The 18403-nt window shown below is 66.1% G+C and carries 19 protein-coding genes; 8 read left to right on the forward strand and 11 right to left on the reverse strand.

What is annotated here, in order from left to right; all coding sequences use genetic code 11:
- A partial coding sequence (locus tag DY467_RS24230; protein WP_246701631.1) for an RluA family pseudouridine synthase occupies nucleotides 1-532 on the reverse strand: 532 nt, incomplete at its 3' end.
- 28 nt (nucleotides 533-560) lie between these two features.
- On the opposite strand from DY467_RS24230, the gene ftsY reads away from it, so the two are divergent.
- Together ftsY and DY467_RS24240 are read left to right on the forward strand one after the other, a co-directional pair.
- Nucleotides 561-1508: a signal recognition particle-docking protein FtsY gene (ftsY, locus tag DY467_RS24235; protein WP_164639538.1), complete on the forward strand. Its 948-nt coding sequence runs from the start codon at nucleotides 561-563 to the stop codon at nucleotides 1506-1508.
- The gene (locus DY467_RS24240) at nucleotides 1505-2122 is read left to right on the forward strand and encodes a septation protein A (RefSeq protein ID WP_164639540.1); all 618 of its coding nucleotides are present in this window, start codon (nucleotides 1505-1507) and stop codon (nucleotides 2120-2122) included. The genes ftsY and DY467_RS24240 overlap by 4 nt, the downstream gene beginning before the upstream one ends.
- Nucleotides 2123-2241: 119 nt before the next feature.
- Here DY467_RS24240 and DY467_RS24245 read toward each other — a convergent pair whose 3' ends face one another.
- The 6 genes from DY467_RS24245 to ccmA all read right to left on the reverse strand — a co-directional run bounded on the left by DY467_RS24245 (nucleotide 2242) and on the right by ccmA (nucleotide 5654).
- Nucleotides 2242-2634: a ComEA family DNA-binding protein gene (locus DY467_RS24245; protein ID WP_164639542.1), complete on the reverse strand. Its 393-nt coding sequence runs from the start codon at nucleotides 2632-2634 to the stop codon at nucleotides 2242-2244.
- A 139-nt stretch (nucleotides 2635-2773) separates the two neighbouring features.
- A complete protein-coding gene (locus DY467_RS24250; RefSeq protein ID WP_107342456.1) occupies nucleotides 2774-3370 on the reverse strand; it encodes a DsbE family thiol:disulfide interchange protein in 597 nt (198 codons plus the stop codon).
- Between the two features lie 16 nt (nucleotides 3371-3386).
- Nucleotides 3387-3560 (reverse strand): heme exporter protein CcmD, encoded by a 174-nt coding sequence (ccmD, locus tag DY467_RS24255; protein ID WP_013500270.1) that lies wholly within the window; start codon nucleotides 3558-3560, stop codon nucleotides 3387-3389.
- Entirely contained in the window at nucleotides 3560-4294 is a 735-nt protein-coding gene (locus DY467_RS24260; protein ID WP_107353813.1) for a heme ABC transporter permease, read from the reverse strand. The genes ccmD and DY467_RS24260 overlap by 1 nt, the downstream gene beginning before the upstream one ends.
- 92 nt (nucleotides 4295-4386) lie before the next feature.
- Entirely contained in the window at nucleotides 4387-5055 is a 669-nt protein-coding gene (gene ccmB / locus DY467_RS24265) for a heme exporter protein CcmB (protein WP_107342453.1), read from the reverse strand.
- Complete coding sequence (gene ccmA / locus DY467_RS24270; protein WP_164639544.1) at nucleotides 5052-5654, reverse strand: heme ABC exporter ATP-binding protein CcmA; 603 nt, start codon at nucleotides 5652-5654, stop codon at nucleotides 5052-5054. The genes ccmB and ccmA overlap by 4 nt, the downstream gene beginning before the upstream one ends.
- Nucleotides 5655-5869: 215 nt before the next feature.
- On the opposite strand from ccmA, the gene acnA reads away from it, so the two are divergent.
- From acnA to DY467_RS24285, 3 genes are all read left to right on the forward strand, one after another.
- Nucleotides 5870-8587 carry an aconitate hydratase AcnA gene (gene acnA, locus DY467_RS24275; protein WP_164639546.1) on the forward strand — a complete coding sequence of 906 codons (2718 nt, stop codon included), beginning with the start codon at nucleotides 5870-5872 and terminating at the stop codon, nucleotides 8585-8587.
- 168 nt (nucleotides 8588-8755) lie between these two features.
- Nucleotides 8756-9511: a DUF1223 domain-containing protein gene (locus tag DY467_RS24280; protein WP_107353809.1), complete on the forward strand. Its 756-nt coding sequence runs from the start codon at nucleotides 8756-8758 to the stop codon at nucleotides 9509-9511.
- A 404-nt stretch (nucleotides 9512-9915) separates the two neighbouring features.
- Complete coding sequence (locus DY467_RS24285; RefSeq protein WP_107342449.1) at nucleotides 9916-10284, forward strand: DUF2794 domain-containing protein; 369 nt, start codon at nucleotides 9916-9918, stop codon at nucleotides 10282-10284.
- Nucleotides 10285-10366: 82 nt separating this feature from the next.
- Here DY467_RS24285 and DY467_RS24290 read toward each other — a convergent pair whose 3' ends face one another.
- The 4 genes from DY467_RS24290 to DY467_RS24305 all read right to left on the reverse strand — a co-directional run bounded on the left by DY467_RS24290 (nucleotide 10367) and on the right by DY467_RS24305 (nucleotide 15631).
- On the reverse strand, nucleotides 10367-10918 hold the full coding sequence (locus tag DY467_RS24290; protein WP_164639548.1) for a GNAT family N-acetyltransferase: 552 nt from the start codon (nucleotides 10916-10918) through the stop codon (nucleotides 10367-10369).
- Between the two features lie 263 nt (nucleotides 10919-11181).
- Nucleotides 11182-11973 carry a Bax inhibitor-1/YccA family protein gene (locus tag DY467_RS24295; protein ID WP_011155766.1) on the reverse strand — a complete coding sequence of 264 codons (792 nt, stop codon included), beginning with the start codon at nucleotides 11971-11973 and terminating at the stop codon, nucleotides 11182-11184.
- Nucleotides 11974-12313: 340 nt separating this feature from the next.
- Nucleotides 12314-14884 (reverse strand): ABC transporter permease, encoded by a 2571-nt coding sequence (locus DY467_RS24300; protein ID WP_164639550.1) that lies wholly within the window; start codon nucleotides 14882-14884, stop codon nucleotides 12314-12316.
- 3 nt (nucleotides 14885-14887) lie between these two features.
- Entirely contained in the window at nucleotides 14888-15631 is a 744-nt protein-coding gene (locus tag DY467_RS24305) for an ABC transporter ATP-binding protein (RefSeq protein ID WP_107342447.1), read from the reverse strand.
- Between DY467_RS24305 and DY467_RS24310 the strand changes: the two genes are divergently transcribed.
- From DY467_RS24310 to zapE, 3 genes are all read left to right on the forward strand, one after another.
- The gene (locus DY467_RS24310) at nucleotides 15630-16325 is read left to right on the forward strand and encodes an arylesterase (protein WP_246701632.1); all 696 of its coding nucleotides are present in this window, start codon (nucleotides 15630-15632) and stop codon (nucleotides 16323-16325) included. The genes DY467_RS24305 and DY467_RS24310 overlap by 2 nt on opposite strands.
- Before the next feature lie 206 nt (nucleotides 16326-16531).
- Nucleotides 16532-17071: an RNA 2',3'-cyclic phosphodiesterase gene (gene thpR, locus DY467_RS24315; RefSeq protein WP_107342446.1), complete on the forward strand. Its 540-nt coding sequence runs from the start codon at nucleotides 16532-16534 to the stop codon at nucleotides 17069-17071.
- 83 nt (nucleotides 17072-17154) lie between these two features.
- Entirely contained in the window at nucleotides 17155-18339 is a 1185-nt protein-coding gene (gene zapE / locus DY467_RS24320; RefSeq protein ID WP_107353805.1) for a cell division protein ZapE, read from the forward strand.
- The last annotated feature ends 64 nt before the right edge of the window (nucleotides 18340-18403 follow it).

Below are 18403 nucleotides of genomic sequence, written 5' to 3' on the forward strand. Positions count from 1 at the left end.
GAGGGGAGCCGCTTGCCGCGGCGTCGGGGGACGGGGCGGAAGCGGTCGTCGCGGCGGCCGGCAAAACTCCCGACCGCCCGATCACCCGCCATTTCGTCAGAGACGGCAGCCCTTCCGGATCGACCTTCTGCCACCAGCCGCGTTCGGCATTGAGCTTGGCGATCGGCAGGTCGATGCTGCCTTCGTCTTCGGCCGGGCCGCCTTCGACGATCGCCCAATAGGTCTTGGAAATCCGCGAATGCTTGAACAGCAGCCCGAGCGTGGCGGTGGCCTTGCGGTGGCGGCCGAGCACCAGGCAGCCTGAGGTGTCGCGGTCGAGCCGATGTGCCAGCACCGGCGGGCGCGGCAAACCGTAGCGGAGCGCGTCGAACGAAGCCTCCAGGTTCGGGCCGCCTTTGGGCCCGCGATGCACCGGCAGGCCTGGCGGTTTGTCGATCACCAGCATCAGCCCGTCGCGATACAGCACGCGCGCCTGAATCTCCTCGGGGGTCAGTTCCGGCGGCTCGAATTGATCTGGGTGGCTTTCGTTCATGGCGCGAAACGGCTAACACAGCGCCCTGATGAGCGACACTCAGGAAAATTCGAAACAGAGCTGGTGGCGACGGCTGTCCAGCGGACTGAAGCGCACCTCGAGCTCGATCGGGACCGCGCTGTCGGAATTCGTTTCCAAGCGCAAGCTCGATCGGGCGATGCTCGAGGAGATCGAAGACGTGCTGCTGCGCGCCGACCTCGGCACCGAGGTGGCGGCCCGGATCGCCAAGGCGGTCGGCGAGGGCCGCTACGACAAGATGATCTCGGCCAGCGACGTCAAAGAGATCGTGGCGGCTGAGGTCGAGAAGGTGCTGGCGCCGGTGGCGCAGCCGCTCGACATCGACGCCGGCAAGAAGCCGTTCGTGATCCTGATGGTCGGGGTCAACGGCTCCGGCAAGACCACCACGATCGGCAAATTGTCGGCGCGGTTCGCTTCCGAGGGCCACAAGGTGATGCTGGCCGCCGGCGACACCTTCCGGGCCGCGGCGATCGATCAGCTCAAGGTCTGGGGCGATCGCACCGGCACGCCGGTGGTGGCCGGCGCCCAGGGCTCCGACGCGGCCGGTCTCGCCTTCAACGCGCTCACCGAGGCCAAGCAGCAGGGCCGTGACGTGCTGCTGATCGACACCGCCGGCCGGCTGCAGAACCGCACCGAGCTGATGAACGAGCTCGAGAAGGTGGTGCGGGTGATCAAGAAGGTCGACGCCACCGCGCCGCATGCGGTGCTGCTGGTGCTCGACGCCACCGTCGGCCAGAACGCGCTGTCGCAGGTCGAAGCCTTCACCAAGACCGCCGGAGTCACCGGCCTGGTGATGACCAAGCTCGATGGCACCGCCCGCGGCGGCATCCTGGTGGCAATCGCCGAGAAGCACAAACTGCCGGTACACTTCATCGGCGTCGGCGAAGGCGTCGACGATCTGGCGCCGTTCACGGCGCGGGATTTCGCCAAGGCGATCGCCGGCACGGAGGCGGCATGACGGACGACCTGCTGAAGCCCAACCGGCCGCACCCGCTGTTCAAGCTTGCGACCGAGCTCGGGCCGCTGCTGGTGTTCTTCATCGTCAACGCCAAGTTTCATCTGTTCGCTGCGACCGGCGCCTTCATGGTGGCGGTGGTCGCTGCCGTGATCGCGTCCTACGTCGTCACCCGGCACGTACCGGTGATGGCGCTGGTCACCGCCGTGGTAGTGCTGGTGTTCGGCACCCTGACGCTGGTGCTGCACGACGAGACCTTCATCAAGATGAAGCCGACGATCGTGTACGCGCTGTTCGGCGCGGTGCTCGGCGGCGGGCTGCTGTTCGGCCGCAGCTTCATCGCCATCATGTTCGATCAGGTGTTCAACCTGACGGCGGAAGGCTGGCGCAAGCTGACGCTGCGCTGGGCGCTGTTCTTCTTCGCGATGGCTCTGCTGAACGAAGCGGTGTGGCGGACGCAGTCGACCGACTTCTGGGTCAACTTCAAGGTGTTCGGCGTGGTGCCGCTGACGATGCTATTCGCGCTGCTGCAGATGCCCCTCACCAAGCGCTACGCGGCCGAGCCCGCCACGCTCGAACAGAGTGCCGCCGACGAAGGCGACGTGTCGGGGCGCTGAGTCTGTTTGGCCCCAGGTCGTCATTGCCGGGCTTGACCCGGCAATCCATCCTCTTCTGGTGATGGATGCCCGGGGCAAGCCCGGGCATGACGTGTTACTTCGGGGCAGGCGCCCCGGCATCATCTCGATAATTTCTGCTTGGCGATGATCTTGTCCTTGATGCCGTCGTAGGTCTTCTGCGGCACGATCTTCTTCTGCACCAGCTCGTCCTTGCCCTTGTAGGGCCGGCCCTTGATGATCGCGGCGGAGTAAGCCTTGCCGACGCCGGGGAGCGCGTCGAGCTGTTCGGCGGTTGCCGAGTTGATATCGAGGAGCTCGACCTTCTCCGACTTCGCCGGCGCAGCCGCTTTGGTATCGGCTTTCGGCGGAGGGGCCATCTTGTCGGATTTGGCGGTCGGCGGCGTGGCCGGCTGCGGTGCCTGCGCCATCGCGGGCGCGGAGACGAGCAGGCCGAGCGCGACGGCGGCGGCGAGCGGGGCGAGCGTGAGACGACGGAAAGTCGAGGTACCCATCGGATGTCCCTCCAAAGGACGTTGTTAGTAACGCCCGAAGCTCATCCGGGATTCATGGCGCCGCAATGGCGGTGCGATGAACGGCCGATAAACGGTCCGATTTATTTTCGAGGGTTTTTTAGAAGTGCTAACAGGTCGGTCAGCTCTGCGGCGCAGCCAGCGCCTTGCTGATTTCCGGCTTCAGCACCTTCTCGATGTTGTCCGGGGTGATCGGCCCCACCAGCTTGTAGGCGATCTTGCCGTCGCGGCCGATCACGAAGGTCTCCGGCACGCCGTACACGCCCCATTCGATCGCGGCACGCCCGGAGGCATCGACGCCGACGGCCGCGAACGGATTGCCGTACCGGCCGAGGAAGCGGCGGGCGTTGTCGGGCTTGTCCTTGTAGTCGATCCCGACGAGCTGAATGCGGGTGTCCTGCGCCAGCGTCATCAGCAGCGGCGCTTCGTCATGGCAAGGTACGCACCACGATGCCCAGACGTTGACGACGCTGACCTTGCCCTTGAACATCGCCGGATCGAGTCCCGCAACCTGGTTGCCGTCGCGGCTCAGGCCTTCCAGCGGCGGCAGCGGCGTCTGCGGCGCCGGCCGGCCGATCAGGGCTGAGGGGATCCGCGACACGTCGCTGTCGCCGAGCCGAAACCAGAACAACACCGCCAGCCCGGCGAACAGCAGCGCCGGCAGCACGACCAGCCAGGAGCGGCGCTTCGGCGAGGCGGGATCGAAGGTGTCGCTCATGATGATCCGTCGGTTGTTAGTGATCGGTCGCGCTGCGGCCGGAGCGGCGGACGGCGCCGCGGGCTTCGAGATCGCGCAGCCGCGCCTTCTGCTTGCGATAATCCAGCACCACCCAGCCGATCAGCAGCAGCACCACGATCGCGGTCGCGGCGTAGGACGAGACGATGAAGTCCGCGTATTTGCCGAACATCACGCCGCCTCGGCCCGGCTGGCCTGCATCATCTGCAGCGAGCGCACCCGCCGGCGCAGGATCTCGTTCCGCATCGCCGCCAGATGCAGCGTCAGAAACAGCAGCGAAAACCCGATCGCGGTGACCAGCAGCGGGATCAGGAATGCCTTGTCGAGCGTCGAGCCGCCCATCCGCACCACCGAGGCCGGCTGGTGCAACGTATTCCACCAATCGACCGAGAACTTGATGATCGGCAGGTTGATGGCACCGACTAGGGTCAGCACGGCGGCGGCGCGGGCGGCCCGGGACGGGTCCTCGACCGCGCGCCACAGCGCGATCAGGCCGAGATACATCAGAAACAGCACTAGCATCGAGGTCAGCCGGGCGTCCCATTCCCAATAGGTGCCCCACATCGGCCGGCCCCACAGCGAACCGGTGACCAGCGCCAGGAACGTGAAGGCCGCGCCGATCGGCGCCGCGGTCTTGGCCGCGACGTCGGCGAGCGGATGCCGCCACACCAGCGTGCCGAGCGAGGCGACGCTCATCACCCCCCAGACGAACATCGCCAGCCAGGCGTTCGGCACGTGCACGAACATGATCTTGACGGTGGCGCCCTGCTGGTAGTCGTCCGGCGCCAGCATGCCCTGGGTCAGGCCTGCCGCCAGCGCCAATGCGGTCGCGGCCGCCAGCCAGGGCAGCAGGCGCCCCGCGAGCGTCAGGAACCGGGTCGGATTGGCGAGTTCGGTCAGCTTCATGACGTCCCTGATAATGGCCGGGACCCGCACAGGCAATGACGTGACGCAGGTCGGCGGCGACTTCCGAAGGAGTTGATCGGCGGTGATTCGCCCTAATCCAGCCCCTGGCGCAGGCTGGCGGCGGCGGCGAACGGGCCGATCACCAGGCTGAGCAGCGAGATCGCGCACAGGATCGAGAATGGGGTGCCGAACGACACCGGGCCGACGATCGCCGCCTGGGAGGCGGAAACGCCGAAGATCAGCACCGGGATCGACAGTGGCAGCACCAGCACGGCCAGCAGCAGCCCGCCGCGGCGCAGCGTCACCGCCAGCGCGGCGCCGATCATGCCGGTGAAGGTCAGCGCCGGGGTGCCGGCCAGCAGCGTCGCCATCACGGCCAGCGAGGCGCTGCCGTCGAGGTTGAGCAATAGGCCCAGCACCGGGGTTGCCACGATCAGCGGCAGGCCGGCCGCCAGCCAATGCGCCAGCGCCTTGGCGGCGCAGGTCAGCTCCAGCGGGGTGCGGCTCATCACGATCAGGTCGAGCGAGCCGTCCTCGGCGTCGGCGGTGAACAGCCGGTCGAGTGTCAGCAGGCTGGCGAGCAGCGCGCCGAGCCACAGGATCGCCGGCCCGAGCCGCTTCAAAAGCGCAAGGTCGGGGCCGACCGCGAACGGCATCAGCACCACCACAGTGAGGAAGAACAATACGCCGATCAGCGCCCCGCCGCCGACGCGGAGCGCGATCTTGATATCGCGGCGAATGATGGCGCCGAGCGCGGTCATGTCGCGGCTCCGATCCGCTGCTCGCGCACCGGAATGCCGAGCGGCGTGTGGGTGGCGGCGACGATGATGCCGCCGCGGGCGAGGTGATCCTGCATCAGCCCGACGAACAGCTCCTGGCCTTTGACGTCGAGCGCCGAGGTCGGCTCGTCCAGCAGCCAGATCGGCCGCCGCACCACCAGCAGGCGGGCGATCGACAGCCGCCGGCGCTGGCCGGCCGACAGATACGCGGCCGGCAGTTCGGCGGCGTGGCCGAGCCCGACCGCCTTGATGGCGGCGCTCAGATCGGTGCGCTCGCCGCCGAGAAAGTCCCGCCAGAAGCCGAGATTCTCAGCGACGCTGAGCGACGGCTTGAGCGCGTCGCGGTGGCCGAGATAGTGGGCCTGTTCGGCGACCGGCGTATCCGGTTCCCCGCCGTCGAGCGTGATGGTTCCGCCCTCGGGTGTCAGCAGCCCGGCGATCAGCCGCAGCAGCGACGTCTTACCGGCGCCGTTATGTCCGACCAGCGCCAGTGCCTCGCCGGCGCTCGCCTCGAAGGCCAGTCCGGCGAATACCTCGCGGCCACCTCGTACACACCGTAAGTCGCGCCCCGACAGCCGCATCTATCCCAACCTGTTCCGCTCCGGGATCGGAACGGCCTGCTCACAAATCGATGCGCTCGCCTGTCATTGTCGAACTGGCGGCGCAATTGGAAAGGTTCTATAAGCCGGAACTTGATGCAGCACACGATCGGCGCCTGCAAGCCGGACGGCCTGCCCCTCCGGAGCCAGCATACAAGCTCGCCCAATCGAAAACGATAATCTGGGACCCGCCTTACATGACCTCGCTCGACAGCTTCAAATGCCGGAAGATCCTCAAGGTCGGCAGCAAGTCTTACGTCTATTACAGCCTGCCCACCGCCGAGAAGAACGGCCTGAAGGGGATTTCCCGTCTGCCCTACTCGATGAAGGTGCTGCTGGAAAACCTGCTGCGCAACGAGGACGACCGCACCGTCAAGAAGGCGGACATCATGGCGGTCGCCAAGTGGATGCGGAAGAAGGCGCTGGAGCACGAGATCGCATTCCGCCCGGCGCGCGTGCTGATGCAGGACTTCACCGGCGTGCCGGCGGTGGTCGATCTGGCGGCGATGCGCAACGCGATGCAGAAGCTCGGCGGCGATGCCGAGAAGATCAATCCGCTGGTGCCGGTCGACCTCGTCATCGACCACTCGGTGATCGTCAACTTCTTCGGTAACAACCAGGCGTTCAAGAAGAACGTCGCCGAGGAGTACAAGCAGAACCAGGAGCGCTACGAGTTCCTGAAGTGGGGCCAGAAGGCGTTCTCGAACTTCTCGGTGGTGCCGCCCGGCACCGGCATCTGCCACCAGGTCAATCTCGAGTACTTGGCGCAGACGGTCTGGACCAAGAAGGAGAAGATGACGATCGGCCGCAAGACCGGCACCTTCGAAGTCGCCTATCCGGACACGCTGGTCGGTACCGACTCGCACACCACCATGGTCAACGGCCTCGCCGTGCTCGGCTGGGGCGTCGGCGGCATCGAGGCGGAAGCTGCGATGCTCGGCCAGCCGCTGTCGATGCTGCTGCCGGAAGTGGTCGGCTTCAAGCTCAAGGGCGCGCTCAAGGAAGGCGTCACCGCCACCGACCTGGTGCTCACCGTCACCCAGATGCTGCGTAAGCAGGGCGTGGTCGGCAAGTTCGTCGAATTCTTCGGCCCGGGCCTCGACAACCTCTCGGTCGCCGACAAGGCCACGATCGCCAACATGGCGCCGGAATACGGCGCGACCTGCGGCTTCTTCCCGGTCGACGGCGAAACCATCGATTACTTGAAGACCTCGGGCCGTGCCTCGGCGCGGGTCGCGCTGGTCGAGAAGTACAGCAAGGCGCAGGGCCTGTTCCGCACCTCCAAGTCGCCGGACCCGGTGTTCACCGTGACGCTGACGCTGGACCTCGCCACCGTCGAGCCGTCGATGGCCGGCCCGAAGCGTCCGGAAGGTCGCATCGCGCTGTCGTCGGTGTCGGAAGGCTTCGCCACCGCGATGGCCAACGAGTACAAGAAGGCGCTCGACGGCGCCCGCTACAAGGTGGAAGGCCGCAACTTCGATCTCGGCCACGGCGACGTGGTGATCGCGGCGATCACCTCGTGCACCAACACCTCGAACCCGAGCGTGCTGATCGGCGCTGGCCTGTTGGCGCGTAACGCCGCGGCCAAGGGCCTCAAGGCGGCGCCGTGGGTGAAGACCTCGCTGGCGCCGGGCTCGCAGGTCGTCGCCGAGTATCTGGCGAATTCGGGTCTGCAGAAGGATCTCGACAAGGTCGGCTTCAACCTCGTCGGCTTCGGCTGCACCACCTGCATCGGCAACTCCGGCCCGCTGCCGGAAGAAATCTCGAAGTCGATCAACGACAACGGCATCGTCGCCGCCGCGGTGCTGTCGGGCAACCGCAACTTCGAAGGCCGCGTCTCGCCGGACGTGCAGGCCAACTACCTGGCCTCGCCGCCGCTGGTGGTCGCCTACGCGCTCGCCGGCTCGGTGACCAAGAACCTCGCGGTCGATCCGATCGGCACCGGTAAGGACGGCAAGCCGGTGTACCTGAAGGACATCTGGCCGAGCACCAAGGAGATCAACGCCTTCGTCAAGAAGTACGTGACCTCCAAGATCTTCAAGGCGCGCTACGCCGACGTGTTCAAGGGCGACACCAACTGGCGCAAGATCAAGACGGTCGAGAGCGAGACCTACAAGTGGAACATGGGCTCGACCTATGTGCAGAACCCGCCGTATTTCGAAGGCATGACCAAGCAGCCGGAGCCGGTCATCGACGTCGTCGACGCCCGCGTCCTGGCGCTGTTCGGCGACAAGATCACCACCGACCACATCTCGCCGGCGGGCTCGATCAAGCTGACGTCGCCGGCCGGCAAGTATCTGTCGGAGCATCAGGTGCGGCCGGCCGACTTCAACCAGTACGGTACGCGCCGTGGTAACCACGAAGTCATGATGCGCGGCACCTTCGCCAACATCCGCATCAAGAACCACATGCTGAAGGGCGCCGACGGCAACATTCCGGAAGGCGGTCTCACCAAGCACTGGCCGGACGGCGAGCAGATGTCGATCTACGACGCCGCTATGAAGTACCAGGAAGAGAAGGTGCCGCTGGTGGTGTTCGCCGGCGCCGAATACGGCAACGGTTCGTCGCGCGACTGGGCCGCGAAGGGCACTCGTCTGCTCGGCGTTCGCGCCGTGATCTGCCAGAGCTTCGAGCGCATCCATCGCTCGAACCTGGTCGGCATGGGCGTACTGCCGCTGACCTTCGAAGACGGCACCTCGTGGGCCTCGCTCGGCCTCAAGGGCGACGAGAAGGTCACGATCCGCGGCCTCGAAGGCGACCTCAAGCCGCGGCAGATGCTGGAAGCCGAGATCACCTCGGCCGAGGGCAAGCGCAAGCGCGTGCCGCTGCTGTGCCGCATCGATACGCTCGATGAGCTCGATTACTACCGCAACGGTGGTATTCTGCACTACGTGCTGCGCAAGCTCGCGGCCTAACAGCCGCGATCTTCGCCGATAGGCGGAGAATGCCTCACTGCGAAGTGAGTGGCAGGTGAACGGAAGGCGGCCTATGCAAATGGCCGCCTTTTCGTTTTAAGGCTCCTCGATGGATGGCGGCGTGCGGCCGTCCCGAAGCATTCGGCAAAGGCGGTTCGGCAAACGACGATGAATGGTGTTGGTGGATTTTCGCGGTGGTCCGGCGCACTCGGCCTGTGCGTGACGATCGCGACGGCCGATTTTGCTGCCGCCGAACCCCGCGCCGTGGTCGAGCTGTTCACCTCGCAAGGCTGCTCGTCTTGTCCGCCGGCGGACAAAATCATTGGCGAACTCGCCCGCGATCCGTCGGTGATCGCCCTCAGCCTTCCGATCGACTATTGGGACTATCTCGGCTGGAAGGACACCCTGGCCGACTCCCGTTTTACCGCTCGCCAGAAAGCTTACTCGCAAGTGCGAGGCGATCGGGACGTCTTCACCCCGCAGGTGATCGTCAATGGGTCGGCGCACCTTGTCGGCAGCAACCGCGCCGGCATCGAGGGCGCGATCAAGACCACCGACAAGACCGCCGGGGTGATGACCGTGCCGGTCTCGGTGGCGGTCGAAGGCAAAGAGATCAAAGTCTCGGTCGCCGCGGCGCCCCAGGGCGAGACCACCAAGAGCGGCGAAGTCTGGATCTGCGCGGTGTCCAAAGCGATCCCGATCGAGATCGGGCGCGGCGAGAACCGCGGCCGGCACGTCACCTACCACAATGTGGTGCGCAATCTGCTGAAGGTCGGCGATTGGACCGGCGCGGCGGAGCACTGGACGGTGCCGCTTGAGAACGTCGTCGGCGACGGCGTCGATGCGGCGGCGGTCTATGTGCAGAACGGCAGCCGTGAGAAGCCCGGCGCAATGCTCGGGGCCGCGTTCACGTCGCTGAACTGATCGTCGGCCGGGTGCGATCTGGCGGAAAATAGCCGGAGCTGCTTTGCGCGCCTTGGCTGCGAGCTTCACGACCGGAAGCGAGCCGGCCCCTCAAAACAAAAAAGGACCAACTTGCGTCGGCCCAGGAGGGGGATCGAGGTTCTGCGTACAGGCCCGATCCCGACTGCTTCGGGGGGCTGGGGGCTGAGGAATCCGAAGCCGAAGGGACCGGGCCAACGCAGTGATAGCGTTATCGCAAGCGGGCTTGGCGGGCGCTGGGCGAAAATCGGGCGGCAATAAGAATTCGGCTAACGAAGGCGTGAGCCGCGTGCGCAAGGGCGCTGTTTCGGCGCCTGCTGCTTTCGGTCCCCTTGCGGCCCGTCGCCGGCGGCGCAATCATGTCAGCGTCGTGACAGGAGGCGCCGATGGATATGATTTCCGGGGAGGCTGACCCCAGCGAGAGCCGCGCAGCGGAGCGCCCAGGCACCGCACCGCTGCAGGGACTGGTCACTTTCAACCGCCTGGAGCTCAATCGCATCCTCAATCTCTATGGCCGGATGGTCGCGGCCGGCGAGTGGCGCGATTACGCCATCGACTTCCTGAAAGACACCGCGGTGTTCTCGATCTTCCGCCGCGCCTCGGAAGTCCCGATCTATCGCATCGTCAAAGATCCGCGGCTCGCCCGCAAACAGGGCGCGTATTGCGTCATCGGCGCTTCCGGCCAGATCCTGCGCCGCGGCCATGAACTCGAACGTGTGCTGCTGGTGATCGACCGCAAGCTGGCGCTGGTCTGACCTGAGCTGCGGCGGAGCCGGGGCGAAGCGTCTCGGCGCCCCCCGCGTCACTGCCCTTTCTGCTTTCGCGGAGGGTACGGCATTATGAGCTGTTCGGCCGTGCTTCTGCTTCGGGCACCGTCTGCCCGCCGTCGCCCAGCGTCCGCTGCATCAGCACCGAGTCCAGCCAGCGACCGAACTTGAAACCGACGTCGGTATGGGTGCCGATCGGCGCGAAGCCGGCCTTGCGGTGCAGGGCGATCGAGGCGGCGTTGGCGGAATCGCCGATCACCGCGATCATCTGGCGGAAGCCGCGCTCGGTGCATGCGGCGATCAGGTCACGCAGCAGCGCGCTGCCGATGCCGCGGCGGTGGGCCGCCGGATCGAGATAGATCGAGTTCTCGACCGTGAACCGATAGGCCGGCCGGGGCCGGTAGGGCCCTGCATAGGCGTAGCCGGCAATCGCCCCGTCCGCCTCCGCGACCAGATACGGAAAGCCGGCTTCGGTCAGAGTGCTGAACCGCCGCGTCATCTCGGTAAGGTCGGGCGGGCTCAGCTCGAAGGTCGCGGTGCCGAACCGCACCGCCTGCTCGTAGATCGCGGTGATGGCCGGCAGGTCGGCGGTGATCGCAGGGCGGATGACGAGGTCGGACATGCGAAATTCGGACTCGGAGCGGATCGCCAATCTCAGCGTCATACGCGGGCTTGACCCGCGTATCCATCCTCTTCGCCATGACGCTTGGCTGGCTTGCAGGAGGCTGCCTGCAGCAGGATGGATCGCCGGGTCGAGCCCGGCGATGACAGGCGTTTGCTGTGAGATGCCCTGCGGAAGTCCCTTGGTTCGGACGTTCGTTCCGCCAAAACAAAAGCCCCGGCGCTGGGCCGGGGCTTCGAGCTGTCAGGTCTGGGAGGAGACCGTTATTCCTTCTGTCCGAGCAGCTGAAGCAGCAGCGTGAACAGGTTGATGAAGTTCAGGTAGAGCGACAGAGCGCCGGTAATGGCGGCCCGCTCGGCGACGTCGCCGCCCATCGAGCCGTAGCCGTAGATGTAGTCGTTCTTCAGGCGCTGGGTGTCCCAGGCGGTCAGGCCGGCGAACACCAGCACGCCCACCACCGAGACGATGAACTGCAGCATCGACGAGGCGACGAACAGGTTCACCAGGCTGGCGATCACGACGCCGAACAGGCCCATGATCAGGAACGAACCCATCCCGGTCATGTCACGCTTGGTGGTGTAGCCGTAGAGGCTCAGCGCACCGAACGCGGCCGCGGTGATGAAGAACACCCGGACGATCGAGGTGTGGGTGTACACCAGGAAGATCGACGACAGCGAGATGCCCATCAGCGCCGAGAACGCCCAGAACAGAAGCTGTGCGGTCGCCGGCTTCAGGCGGTTGATGCCGAAGGAGATGACAAACACCATCGCCAGCGGGGCGAGGATGAAGACCCACTTCAGCGGGCTGACGAACATCGCCACGCCGAACGAGGTCAGCATGGTGTTGCCGACCCGCGCGGCAGCCGCGCCGGCGTCCGTGGTCACGGCGCCCATATAGACGCCGAGCGCCGCCAGGCCGGTGATGGCCAGGCCGATCGTCATGTAGTTGTAGATGCGCAGCATGTAGGCGCGCAGCCCGGCGTCGACGGTCGCGGTTTCGACGCGTCCGGCGGCCCGGCCGAAGGGAGAAGTGTAGTTGCGGTCCAAGTCCGACATGGTCGAGATCCCGAGTTGGTCTGGCCGGTCGCGAAGGGTGGCGAAAGCCAGTACTAATTTATCCGGACGGTGGCGAAGAATGTGCGCTTAAAGTTGAGCCAAGATCCTAGTCAGGACCCAAAATTAACGTCTGTTCATCGAGCCGTCCGACCCATGCTGATATGTGGGAAACTAACACGGACGGGGCAAGCTTTAATGCGCGGCTGAATGTCGCTCCGCTCTGAAGGGTAAAGAAATCGGCGTCCGACCTTGGTCGAAAATGGCCATTTCCCAGTCCTAACAGGACCCGCCAGAGCGGTGCGCCAGCGCGCCGCGCCGCCCGTTCCGCCGGCGCTGCATACTATAAATTTCGCAAAACGGAAGCCGGTTTCTGGTTGAGCGCCAGCCACGTGCCGATCAGTCCCAGGCCGACCGTGACCACCAGGGCGGCCACCACCACGCCGGCCGCCGAGCCGGCCTGCCAGGCGAAACTCAGCGTCATTAATCGTGTGACAATCAGCCACGCGGCGACCGAGCCGGCCAGCACGGCGAACGCCGCGGTGGCGAGACCAATCAGCGCATATTCGAGCGCGAAGGCCCCGATCAGCCGTGCCCGGGTGGCGCCCAGCGTCTTCAGGATCACCGCGTCATAGACCCGGTGGCGATGGCCGGCTGCGAGCGCGCCGCCCAGCACCAGGATGGCGGAGATCAGTGTCACCGCGCTGGCGCCGCGCACCGCCAGCACCAGGTTCGACACCACGCCGCCGACCGTCTCCAGCGCCTCGCGCACCCGCACCGAGGTCACCATCGGAAACCGGTCGGCGACCTGCTTGATCACCGCGGCGTCGCTCTGCGGCGTGCTGCCGCTCTCGGTCAGCGTGGCGATATGGGTGTGGGGCGCGCCGCGGAAGGTGTCCGGTGAAAACACCAGGACGAAATTGATCCCGAGGCTCTGCCAATCGATGCTGCGCAGGTTCGAGATCGTGGCAGTGATCTCGCGTCCGAGCACATTGACGGTGACCTTGTCGCCGATCGACAGCCCAAGTCCCTGTGCCAGCTTCTTGTCGAACGACACCAGCGGCGGTCCGCTGTAGTCCTTGGGCCACCACCGTCCCTCGACCACCTTGGAACCGGCCGGGACATCGGCCGCATAGGTCAGGCCGCGATCGCTCTGCAGCACCCACTCGGCATCCGGCGCCGGCTTGAGGTCTTCGGCGCGAACGCCGCGCGCGGCGACGATCCGGCCGCGCAGCATCGGCACGTCTTCCAACGTCGCGTTCGGCGCGATCTGGCGCAGGAATGTGCCGAATTGATCAGTCTCGCTGGAGGGGATGTCGATGAAGAAGAAGGTCGGTGCCTTCTCGGGCAGCGCAGCGCTGAACTGCCGTCTTAGGTTACCGTCAATTTGCGAGACGGTGACCAGCACCGCGAGGCCGAGACCCAGCGACAGGACCACTGATGGTGTCAGCGCACCGGGGCGGTGAATGTTGGCGACGGCGAGCCGCAGCATGGTGATGCGCGACCGCGGCAGCCGGCGCGCGATCGCCATCAGTCCGGCGGCGACGCCGCGCAGCAGCACGAAGATCGCCAGGGTGGCGCCGATCACCGCCAGCGCGACGCGCTTGTCGTAGGCGAGCCCGATCACCACCGCGAGCAGCACCGCGACGACCGCGGCGATCAAGGCGATGTGCTTCAGCCGGGGGCGATGGCCGTCGGCGGTCGCCGCCTCGCGGAATAGCATCGCCACCGGCACGTCACGCACCTGCGCCAGCGGCCACAGTCCGAACGCCAGCGCGGTGAGCAGGCCGTAGACCAGCGATAGCGCCAGCTCGCCGGGATGCAGCGCCGCCACCACCGGAAGCGGGAGTAACTGCCCGAACAGTCCGACCAGCGCGAACGGCATCGCGGCGCCGAGCGCCAGCCCGATCGCCGCGCCGATCAGCGCCAGCACGATCACCTGGGTGAGATAGATCGCGAACACGTCGCGCCCGGTGGCGCCGACCGCCTTCAGCGTTGCGATCACGTCGCGGCGGCGATCAATATGGCTCTTCACCGCATTGGCGACGCCGACGCCGCCGACCACCAACGCGGCGAGGCCAACCAGGGTCAGGAATTGAGTGAAACGGGTAATGGTGCGTTCGAGCTGCGGCGAGGCGTTGCCGCGGGTGCGGATTTCCCAGCCGGCCTGCGGCAGCGCCGCGCGGGTGTCATCGACCAGCCGCTGCGCTGCGCGATCGTCCGTGCCGTTGTCCGGCAGCCGGACCCGGTAGGTCCATCGCACCAGGCTGCCGGGCTGCAGCAACTGGGTCGCGCGCAAGCCGTCGTCGCTGATCAAGAAGCGCGGACCGAAGCCGATATTGCCGGACAGCTTGTCCGGCTCGGCCGCTACTGCGCTGCGGATCTGGAAGGTGGCGCTGCCGATCGTAACCTTGTCGCCGATCTTCAGATCGAGCCGCGCCAGCAGGGCCGGGTCGGCGGCGGCCCCAAAGGTCTCGTCCCGCCGGGCGAGCAGGTCGGCCACCGGCATCGGCGGTTCGAGTTTGAGTTCGCCGAGCAGCGGATAGGCGCCGTCGACCGCCTTCAGCTCGACCAGAGCCGAGCGGCCATCGTCGGTGCGTGCCATGCCGCGCATCGTGGCGGCGACCGAGACATCGCCGCGGCTGCGCAGGAACGCCACTTCGTTCGGCGTCGCTTCGCGCTGGATCAGGGAGAACGCAGCGTCACCGCCGAGCAGCGTGCGGCCCTCGCGGGCGAGCCCGTCGCCGAGGCTGGCTGCGACCGAGCCGACGCCGGCGATCGCCATCACGCCGAGCGCGATGCAGGCGATGAAGACGTAGAACCCGTTCAGCCCGCCGCGCATCTCGCGCAGCGCGTAGCGGAGCGGCAGCGACCACGAACGGGTGCGGAGCGACGTCTCGGTCAGGACCGTCATCGATCAGGCCGACCGTGCGCGTGCGGCGGAGCCCGGCTGCGTGGTGTCGATCCGGCCCGAGCGCAGTCGCACCACTCTGTCGCAGCGTTGCGCCAGCCCGGAATCGTGCGTGACCAACACCAGCGTCATGCCGCGCTCGGCATGTTTGGCGAACAACAGATCGACGATCTGCTTGCCGGTGGTCTCATCGAGATTGCCGGTCGGCTCGTCGGCCACCAGGATCGCCGGATCGGGCGCGAGCGCGCGGGCGAGCGCGACGCGCTGCTGCTCGCCGCCTGAGAGCTGCGAGGGGTAATGGTGCAGCCGCTCGCCGAGACCTACCGAGGCCAGCTCGCGGGCCGCGCGGTCCGCGGCACCAGCCTGACCGGCCAGCTCCAGCGGCACCGCGACGTTTTCCAGCGCCGTCATGGTCGGGATCAGATGGAAGGACTGAAACACGATTCCGATCTGGCGGCCGCGGAAGCGGGCCAGCGCGTCCTCGTCCAAACCATTGAATGAGGTGCCGCCCACCACCACCTGACCGCTGTCGGGCCGCTCCAGCCCGGCCATCACCATCAGCAGGGTGGACTTGCCGGAGCCGGACGGGCCGATCAGCCCGATCGTCTCGCCGGTGCCGACGCGCAGGCTGATATCCTTGAGGATGTGCACCCGCGCGGCGCCGCTGCCCAGCGACAGGTTGACGTTGGAGATCGCGATGCTGTCCGGCGCGCCGCCGGCCAATGACGAGGGTTCAATGAGACTGTCCATGGCTGCCTCATATGGCTATTCAATCGTGGCGGTCGAGGGGTGGGCGCGCACGATCGCGCTGGTCCTGGGACTTGGAATGATGGCGGCGCTGCCTGGACAAAGTGCGCGGGCCGAGACCGCTGCAAAGCCGCTGAAAGTGGTGGTGCTCGGGGACTCGCTGACCGCCGGCTATGGCCTGCCGGCTGCCGATGCGTTTCCGGCCAAGCTGCAAAAGGCGCTCAAAGCCAAGGGCATCGAGACCGAGATGGTGAATGCCGGCGTGTCGGGTGATACCGCCAGCGGCGGCCTGGAGCGGCTCGACTGGTCGGTGCCGCCCGATGCCGACGCGGTGATCGTCGAGCTTGGCGCCAACGATGCGCTGCGCGGCACCGATCCGAAGGTCCCGCGCAAGGCGCTCGACGAGATCCTGAAGCGGTTGAAAGCACGTAAGTTGCCGGTGCTGCTTGCCGGCATGCTGGCGCCGCCGAATTACGGCAAGGACTACGCCGCGCAGTTCGACGCGATCTACCCGGACCTCGCCAAGCAATACGACGTGCCGCTGTATCCGTTCTTCCTCGACGGCGTCGCGGCGGTGTCGAACCTCAATCAGGCCGACGGCATTCATCCGACCGCGGCGGGCGTCGACATTATCGTCGAGCGGATTTTGCCCAGTGTCGAGGCGCTGCTCCGCCCGCTCCTGGTGCAAAGCCGCTGAGAACGCGGCAGTTCCGCCTTAAGGGCCGGATTGCCCTCAGCTTTTTGGGCCCCGCGAGGGCTGCGCTGTAGCGCTGTTACACAAACGCGCTACACAATCGTATCGTTGATTCGCCGGACGTTTTGCGGACTGCCGTGCCCCACGCGGGACGGTCCCCACGATCGGGATAGGCAGCCGCAATCGGCCTCAGGTTCGAGGGTGTGCCGATGCCGCGTTTGTTTACGGGACTGGAGATTCCGGCCGAGATTGGCCAGACCCTGTCGAGTTTACGTGGCGGACTACCGGGGGCGCGTTGGGTCGACCCGGACGATTATCATCTCACCTTGCGGTTCATCGGCGACATCGACGGCGTCACCGCCAACGAGATCGCCTCGACGCTGTTTCGGGTCAATCGCAAGCCGTTCGAAGTCACCCTGCAGGGTCTGTCGAGCTTCGGCGGCAAGAAGCCCCGCGCAGTAGTCGCCTCGGTGGTGCCGTCGAAGCCGCTGATCGAGCTGCAGGCCGAACTCGAGCGGTTGATGCAGCGTGTCGGTCTCGATCCCGAGGGACGGAAGTTCACCCCGCACGTCACCCTGGCGCGGCTGCGCGGCGACGTTTCCAGCCGCGATGTCGCCGACTATCTGTCGATCCGCGGCTACTTCCCGTCCAAGGTGTTCAAGGCCGAGCGGTTCGTGCTGTATTCGGCCCGCGCCTCGACCGGTGGCGGTCCCTATATCGTCGAAGCGCCATACGAGCTGAATGCCTGACCAAGGCAACTCGTTATCGCGCATAGCTCTCCGACCGATTCCCGGCTTGCATTTTGCCGCCCGATCAGGCGGTAAAAGGCCGTATGTCCTCGCCGCACTCGCTCCGCCAGCAATATCAATCCCTGATCGCCTCCGGCAGCATCGAAGCCGATCCGGCGCAGGCTCGCGCGGTGCAGGCCTTCACGCTCCTCAACGAGACGCTCGACGGCTATAAGCCACCGAAGAAGCAGGGCTTTTTCGGCCGCCTGTTCGGCGGCGGCGATGCCGGCCAGGCCCCCCCGCAGGGGCTCTACATCCATGGGGAGGTCGGCCGCGGCAAGACCATGCTGATGGATCTGTTCTTCGACGCGAGCCCGATCGCGTTGAAGCGGCGGTCGCATTTTCACGAGTTCATGGCCGAGACCCATGACCGCATCAACGGCTTCCGTCAGGCGATCAAGCGCGGCGATATTCCGGATGCCGACGTGATGGAGCTGACGGCGGCCTCGATCCTCGACGAAGCCTGGCTGCTCTGCTTCGACGAATTTCACGTCACCGACATCGCCGACGCGATGATCCTCGGCCGGCTGTTCACCAAATTGTTCGAGCTCGGCACCGTGGTGGTGGCGACGTCGAACGTTGCGCCCGATGATCTCTACAAGGGTGGCCTCAACCGCTCGCTGTTCATGCCGTTCATCGGTCAGGTGAAGCGGCATATGCGGGTGATCCGGCTCGACGCGCGAACCGATTACCGTCTGGAGAAATTCGCCGGCATGAAGGTCTGGCTGACGCCCGACGATGCCGAGGCGACCGCGACGATTGACCGGGCGTGGCACCGGATCACCGGGACGACGAAGGGTGAGCCGCGCGATATCTCGATCAAGGGCCGTATCCTGCACGTGCCGCAGGCCGATCATCACGTCGCGCGCTTCTCATTCGCCGATCTGTGCCAGAAGCCGCTGGGCGCCAGCGATTACCTGCGGCTCGCACATGAATATCACACGCTGATGATCGATCATGTCCCGGTGATGGACTACGCCGATCGCAATGCCGCCAAGCGGTTCATCGCGCTGATCGATACTTTGTACGACAACTCGGTGAAGCTGATGGCCTCAGCCGCTGCTGAGCCGGCCCGGCTTTACCGCGCCACGGAAGGCTTCGAGGCGCTGGAATTCAATCGCACCGTCTCCCGTCTCACAGAAATGGGATCGGAATCTTATTTGGCGCTGCCGCATGGCCGGCGCGACTCCACCGCGACCGGTGAAACCACCGGACTCGTCGAAACCTAGGTGTGTTCCGAGCTTCCCGCAGTTTGCAGGGCGGCTGGCCCAACAAATGGGCGCTCGCCGACTT

This window comes from Rhodopseudomonas sp. BR0G17, from assembly GCF_010907025.1.
Lineage (GTDB): Bacteria > Pseudomonadota > Alphaproteobacteria > Rhizobiales > Xanthobacteraceae > Rhodopseudomonas > Rhodopseudomonas palustris_H.

Coding starts and splice junctions, on each gene's coding strand:
- ftsY (WP_164639538.1), top strand. CDS start 561: ATGAGCGACACTCAGGAAAATTCGAAACAGAGCTGGTGGCGACGGCTG.
- DY467_RS24240 (WP_164639540.1), top strand. CDS start 1,505: ATGACGGACGACCTGCTGAAGCCCAACCGGCCGCACCCGCTGTTCAAG.
- DY467_RS24245 (WP_164639542.1), bottom strand. CDS start 2,634: ATGGGTACCTCGACTTTCCGTCGTCTCACGCTCGCCCCGCTCGCCGCC.
- DY467_RS24250 (WP_107342456.1), bottom strand. CDS start 3,370: ATGAGCGACACCTTCGATCCCGCCTCGCCGAAGCGCCGCTCCTGGCTG.
- ccmD (WP_013500270.1), bottom strand. CDS start 3,560: ATGTTCGGCAAATACGCGGACTTCATCGTCTCGTCCTACGCCGCGACC.
- DY467_RS24260 (WP_107353813.1), bottom strand. CDS start 4,294: ATGAAGCTGACCGAACTCGCCAATCCGACCCGGTTCCTGACGCTCGCG.
- ccmB (WP_107342453.1), bottom strand. CDS start 5,055: ATGACCGCGCTCGGCGCCATCATTCGCCGCGATATCAAGATCGCGCTC.
- ccmA (WP_164639544.1), bottom strand. CDS start 5,654: ATGCGGCTGTCGGGGCGCGACTTACGGTGTGTACGAGGTGGCCGCGAG.
- acnA (WP_164639546.1), top strand. CDS start 5,870: ATGACCTCGCTCGACAGCTTCAAATGCCGGAAGATCCTCAAGGTCGGC.
- DY467_RS24280 (WP_107353809.1), top strand. CDS start 8,756: ATGAATGGTGTTGGTGGATTTTCGCGGTGGTCCGGCGCACTCGGCCTG.
- DY467_RS24285 (WP_107342449.1), top strand. CDS start 9,916: ATGGATATGATTTCCGGGGAGGCTGACCCCAGCGAGAGCCGCGCAGCG.
- DY467_RS24290 (WP_164639548.1), bottom strand. CDS start 10,918: ATGTCCGACCTCGTCATCCGCCCTGCGATCACCGCCGACCTGCCGGCC.
- DY467_RS24295 (WP_011155766.1), bottom strand. CDS start 11,973: ATGTCGGACTTGGACCGCAACTACACTTCTCCCTTCGGCCGGGCCGCC.
- DY467_RS24300 (WP_164639550.1), bottom strand. CDS start 14,884: ATGACGGTCCTGACCGAGACGTCGCTCCGCACCCGTTCGTGGTCGCTG.
- DY467_RS24310 (WP_246701632.1), top strand. CDS start 15,630: ATGGCTGCCTCATATGGCTATTCAATCGTGGCGGTCGAGGGGTGGGCG.
- DY467_RS24305 (WP_107342447.1), bottom strand. CDS start 15,631: ATGGACAGTCTCATTGAACCCTCGTCATTGGCCGGCGGCGCGCCGGAC.
- thpR (WP_107342446.1), top strand. CDS start 16,532: ATGCCGCGTTTGTTTACGGGACTGGAGATTCCGGCCGAGATTGGCCAG.
- zapE (WP_107353805.1), top strand. CDS start 17,155: ATGTCCTCGCCGCACTCGCTCCGCCAGCAATATCAATCCCTGATCGCC.